This window comes from Streptomyces sp. PKU-EA00015, from assembly GCF_013387495.1.
Classification (GTDB): domain Bacteria; phylum Actinomycetota; class Actinomycetes; order Streptomycetales; family Streptomycetaceae; genus Streptomyces.
Window position 1 is genome coordinate 233,789 of record NZ_JABZEE010000001.1, and the last position, 14,272, is coordinate 248,060.

Sequence of the window (14,272 nt, forward strand, 5' to 3'; positions counted from 1 at the left end):
CAGATTGCTCTGAAACGGCCCCTGATCCGCGACTCTTTCAAGTCGGGACGACAGGATTTGAACCTGCGACCCCTTGACCCCCAGTCAAGTGCGCTACCAAGCTGCGCCACGTCCCGGTGCCCGTCTGACCTGGGGTTTCCCCCGGCCGAACGCGCATGAGAACAATACCGCACTCGACCCGGTGGTCACGAACCCGCATTGCGCCGCCCGAGCCCATGCGACGTGCCGCGCCTCGACCGCAGCACAGGTTGCAGCGACCGTGTGTCCGGATGGCCCCTGCGCACCACACCCGCTCGGCGTTCCGTGGGCCGGGCACGAAATCGGCGTGGACCTGGGCGTGAGGGACTTCGCGGTGACCAGCAACAGGGGCGCATCGCCAACCCCGACCACGGGGAGCGCACGGCGGAGCATCCGGCCCGCCATCAGCGACGCATGGCGCGAGGCCGACCCGGTCGATGAACCGGCGCGAGGCCGAGGTGGCCCGCGCCCCTCGCGAAGTGGGCCCGGACAACTTTTGGGGACGACCTATTGACCATGCGGACGTGTGCTCATTAGCGTGGCGACACCTTGTCAGAAAGCGCTTTCTGCAAGCTTTTTCTCGGGCAACAGGCCGGAGCTCGGAGGAGTTGACCGTGAGTCAGACCGCCATCAAGGCACCGCCCGCCGAGGTTGCCGGCGTGGACCGGCGGAACGCGCCGACGGCCGGCGAACGGGCCGGCCGGCTGATCGAGCAGAGCTGGCGGCCGCTGGCCCTGCTCCTGGCCTGCTTCGCCGCCTGGTGGGCCGTCGCCGCAGCCGAACTGGTCGAGCCCTATCTCGTCCCCTCGCCGGGCGCCACGCTGGACGTGCTCACCTCGAAGGCCGACTACATCTGGCAGCACAGCTGGGTGACCACGTACGAGACCCTGCTCGGCTTCGTCATCGCCGTCGCCGTCGGTGTGCTCGCCGCCGTCGTCATGGTCTACTCGGCCACCGTCGAGAAGACCCTCTACCCCATCCTGCTGTTCGCGCAGGTCGTGCCGAAGATCGCCATCGCGCCGCTGTTCGTCGTCTGGCTCGGCTTCGGCATCGCACCGAAGATCCTCATCGCCGTACTGATCGCCTTCTTCCCCGTCGTCATCTCCATGGTCACCGGACTCAAGGCGGTCGACCCCGAGATGCTGCAGCTCTCCTCCACCATGGGCGCGAGCCCCTGGCAGACCTTCGTGAAGATCCGTCTGCCCGCCTCGCTGCCCCACCTCTTCTCCGGACTCAAGGTCGCCGTCACGCTCGCCGTGACCGGTGCCGTCGTCGGGGAGTTCGTCGGCGCCAACGAGGGCCTCGGCTACGTGATCCTCCAGGCCAACGGAAACCTCGACACCCCGATGCTCTTCGCCGGGCTGCTCGTCATGTCCCTCATCGGCGTCGTCCTCTTCGTCCTCGTCGAGATCGCCGAGAAGCTCCTCCTCCCGTGGCACGCCAGCCGCCGCGAGAGCGGCGCCACCACCACGTTCTGACCCAGCTGACGAGAAGGACCAGCCATGACTGCGCGCAGACGACTTCTGACCGGCCTCGTACCGCTGCTCCTGGTCGCCACGGCCTGCGGCGAGGACGGCTCCGGCACCTCGACCAGCTCGTCGGGCGAGGAACTGGACAAGGTGACGCTGACCCTCAACTGGTACCCGTACGGCGAACACGCGCCGTTCTACTACGGCAAGCAGCAGAAGATCTTCGAGAAGCACGGCATCGACCTCGACATCAGGGCCGGCCAGGGGTCACAGAAGACCGTGCAGGCGACGGGCGCCGGGCAGACCGACTTCGGCTGGGCCGACACGCCCGCCGTGCTCTCCGGGGTCGACGCCGGAGTGAAGGTCAAGAGTCTCGGCGTGTTCCTGCAGACCACACCCTCCTCGGTGCAGTTCTTCGCCTCACAGGGCATCACGTCCCCGGCCGACCTCAAGGGCAGGACCATCGCGGGGACGGCGGGCGACGCGCTCTCCAAGACGTTCCCGATCTTCCTGAAGAAGAACAACCTCCAGGAGTCGGACGTCAAGGTGCAGAACACCGACCCCGCGGGAAAGATCGCCGCCGTCATCTCCGGCAAGACCGACGGACTGCTCGGTTACGCGAGCGACCAGGGCCCCACCATGCAGGACAAGGCGAAGAAGCCCGTCGCGCACCTGCGCTTCTCCGAGAACGGGCTGAACTTCTACTCCAACGGCCTGATCGCCGGCAACAAGATCCTCCAGACCCGGGGTGACCTCGCGCAGCGCATGGCCAAGGCCGTGAGCGAGTCGTTCACCGCCGCCGAGAAGGCACCCGAGCCGGCCGTCGCCTCGATGGCGGGCGCGAGCGAGCAACTGCCGCCGAAGACGGTCCTGTCCGAGCAGTTCGCGACGACGCTCACCCTCCTCCACACCGACGCCACCCGTGGCCGGGCCCCCGGCGTCAACACCGAGGCCGACTGGCAGCAGACGATCGACGTCTTCGCCGAGGCCGGGCTGGTGGGCAGTGCGGGGCCCGTCGCGGAGTACTGGGACAGCGCCAGTGCGATGAAGGGATGACCATGGCCAGGGACACCACCCTCCGGGAACCGGCCGTGACGGACCGGGACGGACAGGGCGGCGCGGCCGTCTCCCTCAAGGACGTGGCCGTCCGCTTCCGTACCAGGAACCGGGACGTCACCGCCCTGAAGGACATCGATCTCGAAGTCCCGATGGGCCAGTTCGTCGCCATCGTCGGCCCCTCGGGATGCGGCAAGTCCACGCTCCTGAAGCTCGTCGCCGGGCTCCTCGCGCCCTCATCGGGCGAGGTGCTGCTGGGCGGCGAGCGCGTGCGCGGCCCGCGCCACGACATCGGCTACGTCTTCCAGCGCGCCGCGCTCCTGGAATGGCGCTCCGCCCGCCGCAACATCCTGCTCCAGGCCGAGATGCGCAGGATGCCCGCGCAGGCGGGGCGCAGGCGAGCCGACGAGCTGATCGCCATGACCGGCCTGAGCGGCTTCGAGGACGCGCTGCCGCACGAGCTGTCCGGTGGCATGCAGCAGCGCGTCGCCCTGTGCCGGGCGCTGCTCCACGAGCCGCCGGTGCTGCTGATGGACGAACCGTTCGGCGCGCTCGACGCCCTGACGCGCGAGCAGATGAACACGGAGCTCAACCGCATCTGGCGGGAGACCGGCACCACCGTGCTGCTGGTCACCCACTCCATATCGGAGGCCTGCTACCTCGCCGACCGTGTCGTGGTGATGAGCCCGCGGCCGGGCACCGTCACCGAGATCATCGATGTCGGCCTGCCCGCCGAACGCGACTACACCGAGACGATGGGGCGGCCCGAGTTCCGGGAGGCCACCACCCGTATCCGCGGTCTGCTCGGCGCCGCCTCGGCCCAGGACTGACGGGCCGGGCACCGGGCCCGCACCACGGCCGGAGCCCTGTACCACTCACCAGGGGGAGTGGTACAGGGCTCCTTCGTTCACCGGGTCAGTAGCGCAGATTCGCCAGGTACGTGTAGCTGTTGCGCGCGGTGGCGAACGGGTCGGCCGGCGAGTCGTGCTCGACCAGCCACTGTTTCACCCCGCCGCTGCGGGCGGTGTCGAACATCGCGGCGAAGTCCAGGACCCCGGAACCGACGTCCGCGAAGCCGCCGTTCGGCGCCATGTCCTTCACGTGCAGCGCCGGGAAACGCCGCGGGTGCCGGACGAACAGGTCCTGCGGATCGCTGCCGCCGCCCTTCGCCGCCCAGTAGACGTCCAGCTCGAAGCCGACCAGCTCCGGGTCGGTCTCGTTGAGCAGGATGTCGTACAGGACCTCGCCCTCGACCGTCTGGTGGTCCAGGCCGTGGTTGTGGAAGAGCAGTGGGCCCAGGCCGGCTTCGCGGGCGGCGAGGCCCGCCTTGTTGAACTCGCGGGCCGCCTCCCGGAAACCGGCCGGCGTGTGCATGGCCCCGGGCAGGCTCGGCACCACGATCCAGCGGGCGCCCAGCGTGTGGATGTCCTCCAGCGCCCGGGGCAGGCCGCTCCCCCGGACGGTGTCGTAGCCGACGTGCTCCAGCACCGCCCTGAGCCCCGTCTCGTCCAGCATCGAACGGATGGCGGCGGCGCTGTTGCCGTGCCGGCCGCTGACTCCCACGGTCATGTAACCGATCTCCGCGAGCCGGGCCAGGGTCCCCCGGAAATCGGCGGCCAGCGGCGTCCGCATCGTGTACAGGTGCATGCCGATGCCGGACGGCGGGATGCGACGGCAGCGGCGGGCCGCCTCCTCCGGCTCCGCAGGCTCCGCCGCGTGGGCAGGCGGACCGGATGCCGCGACCGCGGCCGCGGCCGCCGCCATCCCGAGCGCCCTGCCGAGGAACGCGCGTCTGCTGTCGTTCATGTGGTGCTCCCTCCTCATCCGACCGTGATGCGTGCGTGGCCGGTCGTTGTGTCGCCCTTGTCGTCCGTCACCGTCAGGTGAGCCGTGTAGGTGCCCGCGCGGGCGTACGTGTGGGTCGCGGTGGCGCCTTCCTCGCCCGCGGGCCTCGTGTTGTCGCCGAAGTCCCAGTGGTACGAGGCGGCCGTCCGGCCCTCCGGCAGCGTGACCTCGCCCGCCAGGGCCAGGGTCCGTCCGGAGCCGGGCTCGGCCGTCACCGTGACCTTGGCGCCCTGGCGCTTCTCCACGCCGGCGCCGTTGAAGTGCAGCCAGTCCACCGCGAACAGATCGGGTCCGGCAGCCGACCAGGCGGGGTTGGTGAAGACGGCGTACAGCGCGACCGTGGAGCCCGGATCCGCCAGGGCCGTCGTCGGCGAGACGACACTGCCCCAGCCGCCGGTGGGCGGTACGTCGACCGCGCCGAGCAGCGGACCGGTCGGCGACCCGGCACGGAACTCGACCGTTCCCCCGATGCCGCCCGATGCCGCGCCGACCGTCACCGAGTCGATGCCCTTGAGGTGGACCGGGTCGAAGCGGATCCAGTCACCGTGCTCGATCTCCGTCAGCCGCTTGCCGCCGGACGCGTCCGCGCGTGTGCCCACCACCGCGCCCTGCTGTGCGCCGCCCGTCGCGGTCATGTGCTCGGCCTCGCGGAACGCGGTCCGCAGGGTCAGCGAGGCGGAACCGGTGAGCGCGGGAGCCGACGGAGCACCCTTGTCCTCGTACTGCGCCGTGATGCCGTAGTAGAGGTTCTGCCCGGGGCCGTGGCTGTCCCCGGCGTCGGACGCGATCTCGCCCGCGCAGCCGGTGTAGTTGTCCAGCGGGTGCAGGTGGGAGTCGTGCCCGAGCTGGGACTGGACGACGACGCGCGAGCAGTCGATCGTGCCGTCCTCCTTGTCCTTGACCCTCACGACGAAGGGGACGGTGTCGCCGAAGGCGAACATGCCACCGTTCGGCGGCTGTTGGATCGTCACCACCGGCCGGGTGTTGCCGACGGTGATGTCATGGACGGCGAGGCCGGTCAGACCGCCCGGTCCGGTGACCGTGAGCCGCGCGGTGAACCGCCCCTTCTCCCGGTAGACGTGTGTCGGGTTCGCCTCGGTCGAGTCCGTCGTCCCGTTCCCGTCGAAGTCCCAGGCGTACGTGACGGGTTTGCCGTCCGGCAGGCCCGAGCCCTCGCTGGAGAACGTGACCGTCAGCGGCGCGCTGCCGCTGTCGGGAGTCGCCGTGACCTTCGCGGCGGGCAGTCGCTCGTCACCGACGTAGTCGATGCGGTAGATCCCCGAACCCTCGTTGCTGCCGCCCCGTCCGGTGCCGCTGCCGAGGCCGAAGTCGATCACGTACATCGCACCGTCCGGGCCGAAGTCCGCCTCGAACGGCTGGTTCCAGCTCATGTCCGCGAACACCGGGTTGATGGAGTGCAGGTCACCGGCCCTGGCCGGCGCGAACCGCGGGTCGGTGAATGTCTGGTCGTGCTGCTGGAACGAGAAGGACTTGAACCACCGGCGGGTGAGCTCGTAGGTGAACCACTTCCCCTCGAAGTACGCCGGGAACTTGCCCTGGTACGTGTTCGCCGGGTCGTAGTCGTAGACGGGCCCGCTCATCGGACCGCCGCCACCGGTGCCGACCTCGGGGAACTCGGCCGACGCGGAGTACGCGTACCAGACGGTCGCGGGCTTGGCCGGAGGCAGCTCGGTCAGCCCCGTGTTGTTGGGCGAGTCGTTGACGAGCCGGGCGCAGTCGAATGTGGGGCCGGAGGTCCTGGTGGCGAAGTCGTAGTCGTTGAACGGGGTGTTGTTTCCGATGCAGTACGGCCAGCCGTAGTTGCCCGCCTGGGTGACGCGGGTGTACTCGACGGTGCCCTCGGGTCCCCGGTCGGCCCTGGCCGCCCGTGCGTCGGGACCGTAGTCGGCCACCATCAGCGCGCCGCTGACCGGATCCGTGGTGATGCGGAACGGGTTGCGCATGCCCATCGCGTAGATCTCGGAGCGGGTCTTCGCGGTGCCGGGCGCGAAGAGGTTGCCCTCGGGCACCGCGTACGTGCCGTCGTCCTTCGGGGTGATCCGCAGGATCTTGCCGCGCAGGTCGTTGGTGTTGCCGGAGGTGCCCTGCGCGTCCCAGGCCCGGCGGCCCTCGCGCTCGTCGATGGGAGTGAAGCCGTCGGAGGCGAAGGGGTCGGTGTTGTCGCCCGTCGCGACGTACAGGTCACCGTCCTTGTCGAACGCCAGGGAACCGGCCATGTGCGAGTTGGCCCGTCCCTCGCCGCGCAGGGTCGGTATCGTCAGCAGCCGCTTCTCGGACGCCGGGTCGATGGTGTTGCCGGTGACCGTGAAACGGGAGAGGTTGAGCTGCTTCTCCGTCTTGTCGGAGTTCAGCAGGTACAGCCAGTTGTTCCGGGGGAAGTCCGGGTCGAGCGCGAGGCCGAGCAGGCCGTCGGACTGGCTCGTCATCTCGGGCGTGTACGCGAAGTCCAGTGCGGTCGTGACCTTCAGCGTCTGCTGGTCGATCACCTTGACCTTGCCGGTCCGCTGGATGAAGAAGACCCGGCGGTCGGGCGCGACTGCCAGTTCGAACGGGTCCGCGAGGTCGCTCGTGACGAGCGGGGTGCGCTGGAACGAACCGGTCTTCGTCGCCGTGCAGTCGCCGGGCCTGTTCCCCGCGGCCCACTGGATGCCGCCCAGCAGGTGCCGCAGAAAACCTTCCTCCTGGAAGGCCGACTTCGCGTGCCCGCCCGCGGTGAACCAGGAGCGTCCGCCGTCGTAGTTCTGGCACCAGGACCAGGGGTGGTCGACGCCCTCGTCGAGACCGGTGATGCCGTCGCGCACCTTGATCTGCGCGAGCGTGTGCACCTTGCCGGTCGGGTTGGTGCGCCAGTTGTACCACTCCTCGGTGCGCTCCCACAGCTCGGGAAGGCCCTCGGTGGAGGGGTGCGTGCGGTCGAGCACCTTGACGCGGCCGGTCTGGACGGCCGGGTGCTTGTCGAAGATCGCGCCGACGAGACCCTCGTACCAGGCCCAGTCGCGTTCGCTGGCCGATGCGGCGTGCAGGCCCACCCAGCCGCCGCCGCCCCGGATGTACTTCTGCAGCGCCGCGCGCTGCGCCGCGTCGAGCAGATCGCCGCTCTGCGGGGTGGAGTTGGTGTTGTTGAAGACGATCGCCTGGAAGCGGGCGAGGTTGGTGTCGGTGAAGGCGGCGGCGTCGTCGGTGGCCTCGACCTCGAAGCCGTTCTCGCTGCCGAGCTTCTTGACGGCCTCGATGCCGGCGGGAATCGAGTCGTGGTGGAAATTCGTGACCTTGGAGAAGACCAGTACGCGATAGGGCGCCGCTTCGGCGGGAGGTGACAGGGTCACCCCGAGTCCGACGAGCAGCGCCAGCAGGGTCGTGATGAGGGGGAAGGGCGCTCTGCGGCGTACCCCTGGTCGATGACTACTCATGGCGCTCCCGGGTGCAGGTGGAGTCCAGCGGGATAGAAAGCGCTTTCTGGCATACGCGGCACAGCGTAGGTTCCGCCCTCACGGGGGGTCAATGGGTCGGCAGCGGAGTGTGAGCAGTTGCGGTAACAGAAGCGCCGCTGAGATTGATCTTGCTGGTGATGGGGAACTTCCCGGGGGCTTCGAGCTGCCGGGGTACGGCGCCTGCGCGTAGTTCCCGGAGGTCGGGGATGTGGTTCCCAGGTGTGCTGTCGGCCCGAAGTACCTCAAGCCGAGGACGCGTTCGACCGTGATCGTTGTCACATCTCAGGTGTGATCGTTTCGAAGCAGACTGACCGCATGTTGTGGACTCAGACAGCCATGGCGGCCGGAGTGCTCGCCCTGTTGACCGTGGTACCGGGGCCGGACATGGCCGTGGTCACCAAGCGCGCGATCGCCTCCGGCACGGCGGAGGCCCTGCGCACCGCTGCCGGAATCACCACCGGGCTACTGGTGTGGGGCGTGTTCACCGTCGTAGGGCTCGCGGCGATCCTCGCAGCCTCGGCGGAGGCGTACTTCGTCGTCAAGATCCTGGGCGCCGCATACCTGGTCTTCCTGGGGCTGCAGGCCCTCTGGCAGAGCCGCCGCTCCGCGCCGCGAACCGCCGAGTCGAAGACCACCGGTTCGGGGGGCGCGTACCTGACGGGCCTCACCACCAACGTCCTCAATCCAAAGATCGCCGTCTTTTATACCGGTCTGCTGCCGACCCTGGCCCCGCACGGACTGCCCACGGCGGCCGGCATGGGCCTGCTCGTCCTGCTGCACGCGGCGCTGACTCTGACCTGGCTCGGGTCTTATACCTACCTCGTCTCCAGGGCGCGCTCGGTCTTCGAACGACCGCGCGTCAGGCGCCTGCTGGACCGCGTGACGGGTGTGGTGCTCATCGGCTTCGGGGTGCGGGTAGCCGCGGAAGCCAACTGACCAGCAACTCGCGGGAGGGACGGACATGGGCACGGTGCTCGGCACGATCGAGCGGATCTGGCGGTACCCCATCAAGTCCATCGGCGGTGAGCCGTTGGACGAGGTCGCCGTGGATGCCCGGGGCCTCGTCGGCGACCGGCTCTACGCTGTGCGGGACGCCGAGGGCAAGTTCGGCTCGGGCAAGAACACGCGCCGGTTCAGGCGCATGCCGGGGCTGTTGCAGCTGCAGTCCCGATACCCACGGGGAGCAGCCACGGAGGTGCCCGAGCTGCTGGACCCGGACGGCGAGCCGGTGCCGGACGCGACCTCCTATGTGCGGCACTACCTGGACCGGAACGACGTCGAAGTGGCCCGCGAGGGCGCGATCTCGCACTTCGACCAGCTCCCCCTCAGCGTCCTGACCACCGCCACCCTCGACTGGGTCCGCGCGGCCGTTCCCAGCGTGCCCGTCGACGAGCGCCGGTTTCGGCCGAACCTGCTGGTGCGGACACCGCCGGGCACGCCTCCGTTCGTGGAAGACGGGTGGTTCGGCAGCACCGCCCGGATCGGCGGCGCTCTGTGCATACGGTTCGAGCGCTCCAGCGAGCGATGCGTGATGACCAACGAGGCCCAGCAGGACCTGCCGCACTCCCCGCTGATCCTGCGAGCCATTGCGCGGGCACACGACATGCGGCTGGACGCCCTGGCCACGGTCGCACAGCCGGGACGTGTACGACACGGGGACACCGTCGAACTGACCTGATGCAGCGTCCGGAATCGGTCTTCGTCATCGATGTCCTCGGAGCGTCCGGGGCATGCAGCGGCGCGCAGGCCCTGCCAGGCGTCGCGATGCCGCCGGCCGGTGGTGGCCGACCGTGATCAATCCCGCCGGATTTCCTGTACCTCAACTACTCACGCCCGGAAGCGCCCAGTGCCGGGGCAGTTGGCGCTTCGGGCGGAGCGGCCGGACCGCGGCAGGGGCGGGCGCGGTGCTCGCGTGGCAGTCCTGGGGGTATGTCAGTGGCGCGTCGTACGGTCGCTGTATGGCCACTGCCGACGACGTACGCAGAATCGCGCTGGCGCTGCCGGGCGCGATGGAGAAGCTGTCCTGGGGCGTACCCACCTTCCGGCTGGAGGCGGGCGGCCGGATCTTCGCCTCACTGGACGACGACGACCGGGTGATGGGCGTCAAGTGCCCCAAGGAGGACCGTGAGGAGCTGATCGCGGCGGAGCCGCAGAAGTTCTTCCTGCGCGCGGGCCACGACGACAACTACGCGTGGCTGCGGGTGCGGCTGGGGGCGCTGGAGAACGAGGAGGAGCTGCGGGCGATCCTCCTGGACTCCTGGCGCCAGGCGGCTCCTCGCAAACTCCTGGAGGCGCACCCGGACTTGGCGTGACCGCCCGAGGCATGACGGACGGGAGCGCGGGGTTGCTCGGAGCGCAGGGCGGGGCCTCGCGGCGGGGTGCGGGGCACGGCCCGGGTGCGGGCCGGGCATCGCATGCCCGGCCCCGCCGCGTCGGGATCCTGGGTCATGCCGACCACGTCCCCTGCGGTGATGGCGGGGACGACCGTCAGCCGGGCTCCTCGTCCGTCGGGGGCCAGGCTGCATGCCCGGCCCCCGATCGGTGTGCTGCCTGGCAGAAGGTGCCGCTGCCGGGAGGGCGAGCTGCCGTCGGGCCGAAGCCTTTCCTGCCGGCTCAGCCCTGGTGGCCCCAGTCCAGGCGGTCGGCCAGGCCGGCAGCGGTGAAGGCGGCTGCCAGCTCCTCGCGGCCCTCGGTGAAGTGGGCCCAGCTGTCGTAGTGGACGGGAACGACCCGGCGGGCGCCGAGTATCCGGGCGGCCTCGGCGGCCTGGGCGCTGTCCAGGACGAGCAGCTCACCGTCGAAGACCACCGGGAAACGGGGGGCTCCGGCGAACAGGAGGGCGGTGTCCACCGGGCCGAAGCGTGCGGCGATCTCCTTGACCAGGTCGAGGGAGGCGTTGTCGCCGCTGACGTAGACGGTGGGCAGGCCCTCTCCGGTGAGGACGAAGCCGACGACCTGGCCGGTGAAGGGCTCGACCGCCTCGCGCGGGCCGGGGCCGTGGACGGCAGGGGCGCCGGTCACGGTGATCGTGCCGCCGCCGGGGCGCTCCAGCTCGACGGACTCCCAGTCGGCCAGTCCCTTGGCCTTCCCCCCGAGGCGCTGTCCGCCGCCGGTGGTGGTGAGGGTGAGAGGCACGTCGGCGAGCAGGGCTCGGCCGGTGCGGTCGAGGTTGTCGGCGTGCTCGTCGTGCGAGAGCAGGACCACGTCGACGGGGCAGAGGCCGGCGGGGGCGCCGAGGGAGGGCGCGGTCTTGGTCAGGGTCGGACCGGCGGGTGCGGGGTACTCACCGGGGCCGTCGAAGGTCGGATCGGTCAGGAAGCGCAGACCGCCGTACTCGAAGAGGGCGGTCGGACCGCCGAAGACGCGGACCGGGAACTGCTCAGTCGTCGGAGGGAGAGAAGACACAGGGAAGCACCTCACGGATAGGATGCGAGTTGACCGTGAGATGACGGTACGTGTTTCTCACGGACACAGGCAAGCTCTACCGTGACAATCGTGAAGGAGGCCGTCATGGCAGACTCCACCCTGCCGCCTGCGCCCGGGGAGGAGCAGTACCCCTCCCTCGCCCTCGCCAACAGCGCCGTCGCGCTGCCCGGCGGGCACATGGTGGACCTCCTCGGCGCACCAGCGCAGGCCAACCAATGGCTGACGGAACGCGGTCTCGCCCCGGTCGACGTCGGCATGCGCGAGATGTGCGCCACGCAGCTGCGCGCCCTGCGCGAACAGATCAGGGGGCTGTTCGCCTCCCGGACCATGGGGCTTCCCGCGCTCCCGGCCGCTGTCGCCGCCGTCAATGACGCGATGACCCGTGTCCCCACGGCTCCTCTGCTGCGGTGGGACGACAAGAACGGCCCCTACCGGGCGGCCCCCCACCCCACCACCGAGATCGTCGACCACGCCCTGGCGACCCTCGCCGCCGACGCCGCCGACCTCCTCACCAGCCCCGACGCAGAGCGCCTCACCTCCTGCGGTTCAACCCCGTGCAACCGCTACCTGCTCCGCCACGGCCGCCGCCACTGGTGCTCAATCCGGTGCGGCGACCGCGCCCGCGCCGCCCGCGCGTACGCCCGCCGCACCCGGTCCGGGAACGATTGACGAACTACCCGTGCGCTTGAGGCCAAGCGCGCCCTCCGACGTGGGGTGGCGCAATACCGGTTCGTGACCACCGGGTCGAGTGCGGTATTGTTCTCATGCGCGTCGGGCCGGGGGAAACCCCAGGTCACACGGGCACCGGGACGTGGCGCAGCTTGGTAGCGCACTTGACTGGGGGTCAAGGGGTCGCAGGTTCAAATCCTGTCGTCCCGACTGTGCGGAAACGCAGGTCGGAGGCCGTTCTCTCGTGATCGAGAGGCCGGCCTTTCGTGCGTTCCGAGGTGTGGTGGCCGCACCTGTCAGCTGGGGTCGACAGCCGTCGGCGCGCGCCCCGGGGCCGGCGCTCTTGCCGCACGGCGTCCTCGGTCCGTGCCGAACCACTTCCGGATCCGATGTCCCTCGCCCGAAGGCCGACGGCCGTAGGTCTTCACCACCACGCTGCGGCGGCCGCAGCCCGGGCAACTGCCGTAACACTTCCGTCATGGGCGCCTCTCTGGGCCGCGTGCTCCCGATGACGTTGAATGCGTACTGACCGACGAGGGAGGAGCACAGGGTGGAACGTGAAGACGGGCGGCGTCGGCCGTTGGCGATCGTGGCGGTGGCAGTGGCGGTTGTGGTGGTGGCCGCAGGGCTGTACTGGTTCCAGCCGTGGAAGCTGTGGCAGGACCAGACGGTCAGTGAAGCCCTTCCCACCACAGCGCCGAGCACGTCGGCCGCCGCCTCCGGGGCGCCGGCACCCTCGGAGTCGCCCGTCCCTCGGACCCTTGCCCAGGGAAACCTGGTCAGCCACGAGCACACCACCACCGGCACCGCGAAGATCGTGCGGCTGCCGGACGGCTCGCACACCCTGCGGCTGGAGGGGCTGGACACCAGCAACGGGCCGGACCTGAAGGTATGGCTGACCGATGCCCCGGTGAAGGAAGGCAAGGCGGGCTGGCACGTCTTCGACGACGGCAAGTACGTCGGCCTGGGCAAGCTCAAGGGCAACAAGGGCGACCAGAACTACCCGATCCCGGCGGACCTGAAGCTGTCCGAGTACACCAGCGTCACCATCTGGTGCGACCGCTTCGACGTCTCCTTCGGCGCGGCCAGGCTGACTGCCACCTGATCCGCCCCGGCTGCCGGCCGCCTGATCCGGCTCGGGGGACGTCCGCGGAGCAGGCACTCCGGTGCGCCGGTCGCGCCGGGTGGTGACGGAAGCCTTACGGCCCGGTGCGGGCTCGGTCGCGGCCGAGCCCGGTCGCCGTAACGTGCGGGGCATGCGAGTACTTGTCACAGGAGGAGCCGGGTTCATCGGCTCGCACGTGGTGGCCGCGCTGGCCGCCGAGGGGCACGAGCCGGTGGTGCTGGACGCGCTGCTGCCCGCAGCGCACCCCACCGCTCCCGAGCTGCCGATCGCCGAGTTCGTCCGGGGTGACGTCCGTGCCCCGGAGGACGTGCGTTCCGCGCTGCGTGGGGTACAGGCGGTCTGCCATCAGGCGGCGATGGTGGGCCTCGGGAAGGACTTCGCGGACGCCCCGGCCTACGTGGCCTGCAACGACCTGGGGACCGCGGTGCTGTTGGCGGGCATGGCCGAGGCCGGGGTGCGGCGCCTGGTGCAGGCGGGGTCGATGGTGGTCTACGGAGAGGGCCGGTACGAGTGCCGCGCCCACGGGGTGATCCGGCCGGGACCGCGGGCCGTGGCGGACCTGGAGGCGGGACGGTTCGAACCGTGCTGCCCACGCTGTGGTGCGCAGCTCGTGCCCGGCCTGGTGGCCGAGGACGCGCCCGTCGACCCGCGGAACGTGTACGCGACGACGAAACTGGCCCAGGAGCACCTGGCGGCCTCCTGGGCGCGTGCGACGGGCGGGCGGGCGATCTCACTGCGCTACCACAACGTCTACGGGCCCGGGATGCCACGGGACACCCCGTACGCGGGCGTGGCGTCGTTCTTCCGGTCCGCCCTGGCCCTCGGCGAGGCTCCCCGTGTTTTCGAGGACGGTGGGCAGCGTCGGGACTTCGTCCACGTACGGGACGTGGCCCGGGCCAACGTGGCCGCACTGGCCGGCCTCGAAGGAGGGTCCGCGGACGGGCATGCCGCCTACAACGTGGGCAGCGGCGAACCGCACACGGTCGGGGACATGGCGGCGGTGCTCGCGGCCGCACACGGCGGGCCGCAGCCGGTGGTGACCGGCGAGTTCCGGCTCGGCGACGTCAGGCACATCACCGCGGACTCGTCCCGGTTGCGCCGTGAACTGGGCTGGCGGCCGCAAGTGGACTTCGCCGAGGGCATGTCCGAGTTCGCGCGGGCCGCCCAACGGGCCTCCGCCGGGCTCGGGTAGCCGGCCCCTGTCCCGGGCG

Annotated in this window: 12 protein-coding genes and 2 tRNA genes; 10 read left to right on the forward strand and 4 right to left on the reverse strand. The window is 70.3% G+C overall.

The features are described from left to right. Positions 1 to 42: 42 nt before the first annotated feature. Positions 43 to 116 (reverse strand) — tRNA-Pro (locus HW130_RS01005). Between the two features lie 510 nt (positions 117 to 626). Between HW130_RS01005 and HW130_RS01010 the strand changes: the two genes are divergently transcribed. The 3 genes from HW130_RS01010 to HW130_RS01020 are packed head-to-tail and all read left to right on the forward strand — an operon-like array spanning position 627 to position 3,373. Beyond that, complete coding sequence (locus HW130_RS01010) at positions 627 to 1,496, forward strand: ABC transporter permease (protein WP_218182972.1); 870 nt, start codon at positions 627 to 629, stop codon at positions 1,494 to 1,496. Between the two features lie 24 nt (positions 1,497 to 1,520). Next, complete coding sequence (locus tag HW130_RS01015) at positions 1,521 to 2,543, forward strand: ABC transporter substrate-binding protein (protein WP_177147394.1); 1,023 nt, start codon at positions 1,521 to 1,523, stop codon at positions 2,541 to 2,543. Positions 2,544 to 2,545: 2 nt separating this feature from the next. Then, positions 2,546 to 3,373 carry an ABC transporter ATP-binding protein gene (locus HW130_RS01020; RefSeq protein ID WP_375256492.1) on the forward strand — a complete coding sequence of 276 codons (828 nt, stop codon included), beginning with the start codon at positions 2,546 to 2,548 and terminating at the stop codon, positions 3,371 to 3,373. Between the two features lie 85 nt (positions 3,374 to 3,458). Here the strand turns inward: HW130_RS01020 and HW130_RS01025 are convergent, their stop codons facing one another. Then, positions 3,459 to 4,349 carry a sugar phosphate isomerase/epimerase gene (locus HW130_RS01025; protein WP_177147396.1) on the reverse strand — a complete coding sequence of 297 codons (891 nt, stop codon included), beginning with the start codon at positions 4,347 to 4,349 and terminating at the stop codon, positions 3,459 to 3,461. Between the two features lie 14 nt (positions 4,350 to 4,363). Further along, positions 4,364 to 7,819: a ThuA domain-containing protein gene (locus HW130_RS01030; RefSeq protein ID WP_177147397.1), complete on the reverse strand. Its 3,456-nt coding sequence runs from the start codon at positions 7,817 to 7,819 to the stop codon at positions 4,364 to 4,366. 339 nt (positions 7,820 to 8,158) lie between these two features. Between HW130_RS01030 and HW130_RS01035 the strand changes: the two genes are divergently transcribed. The 3 genes from HW130_RS01035 (at position 8,159) to HW130_RS01045 (ending at position 10,152) form a co-directional block, all read left to right on the forward strand. Next, on the forward strand, positions 8,159 to 8,776 hold the full coding sequence (locus HW130_RS01035; RefSeq protein ID WP_375256496.1) for a LysE family translocator: 618 nt from the start codon (positions 8,159 to 8,161) through the stop codon (positions 8,774 to 8,776). 25 nt (positions 8,777 to 8,801) lie between these two features. Beyond that, positions 8,802 to 9,518, forward strand: a complete 717-nt coding sequence (locus HW130_RS01040) for an MOSC domain-containing protein (RefSeq protein WP_177147399.1) — start codon at positions 8,802 to 8,804, stop codon at positions 9,516 to 9,518. Between the two features lie 280 nt (positions 9,519 to 9,798). Beyond that, positions 9,799 to 10,152 carry an MmcQ/YjbR family DNA-binding protein gene (locus HW130_RS01045; RefSeq protein WP_177147400.1) on the forward strand — a complete coding sequence of 118 codons (354 nt, stop codon included), beginning with the start codon at positions 9,799 to 9,801 and terminating at the stop codon, positions 10,150 to 10,152. Between the two features lie 301 nt (positions 10,153 to 10,453). Here HW130_RS01045 and HW130_RS01050 read toward each other — a convergent pair whose 3' ends face one another. After that, positions 10,454 to 11,245: an MBL fold metallo-hydrolase gene (locus HW130_RS01050; RefSeq protein WP_177147401.1), complete on the reverse strand. Its 792-nt coding sequence runs from the start codon at positions 11,243 to 11,245 to the stop codon at positions 10,454 to 10,456. Between the two features lie 105 nt (positions 11,246 to 11,350). Here HW130_RS01050 and HW130_RS01055 point away from each other — a divergent pair, with 105 nt between their 5' ends. The 4 genes from HW130_RS01055 (at position 11,351) to HW130_RS01070 (ending at position 14,253) form a co-directional block, all read left to right on the forward strand. Beyond that, positions 11,351 to 11,935, forward strand: coding sequence for an ABATE domain-containing protein (locus HW130_RS01055; RefSeq protein WP_177147402.1), 585 nt, complete (start codon positions 11,351 to 11,353; stop codon positions 11,933 to 11,935). A 136-nt stretch (positions 11,936 to 12,071) separates the two neighbouring features. Continuing rightward, positions 12,072 to 12,145 (forward strand) — tRNA-Pro (locus tag HW130_RS01060). 340 nt (positions 12,146 to 12,485) lie between these two features. Then, positions 12,486 to 13,040, forward strand: coding sequence for a DM13 domain-containing protein (locus tag HW130_RS01065; protein WP_177147403.1), 555 nt, complete (start codon positions 12,486 to 12,488; stop codon positions 13,038 to 13,040). A gap of 151 nt (positions 13,041 to 13,191) precedes the next feature. Beyond that, the gene (locus HW130_RS01070; protein ID WP_177147404.1) at positions 13,192 to 14,253 is read left to right on the forward strand and encodes an NAD(P)-dependent oxidoreductase; all 1,062 of its coding nucleotides are present in this window, start codon (positions 13,192 to 13,194) and stop codon (positions 14,251 to 14,253) included. The last annotated feature ends 19 nt before the right edge of the window (positions 14,254 to 14,272 follow it).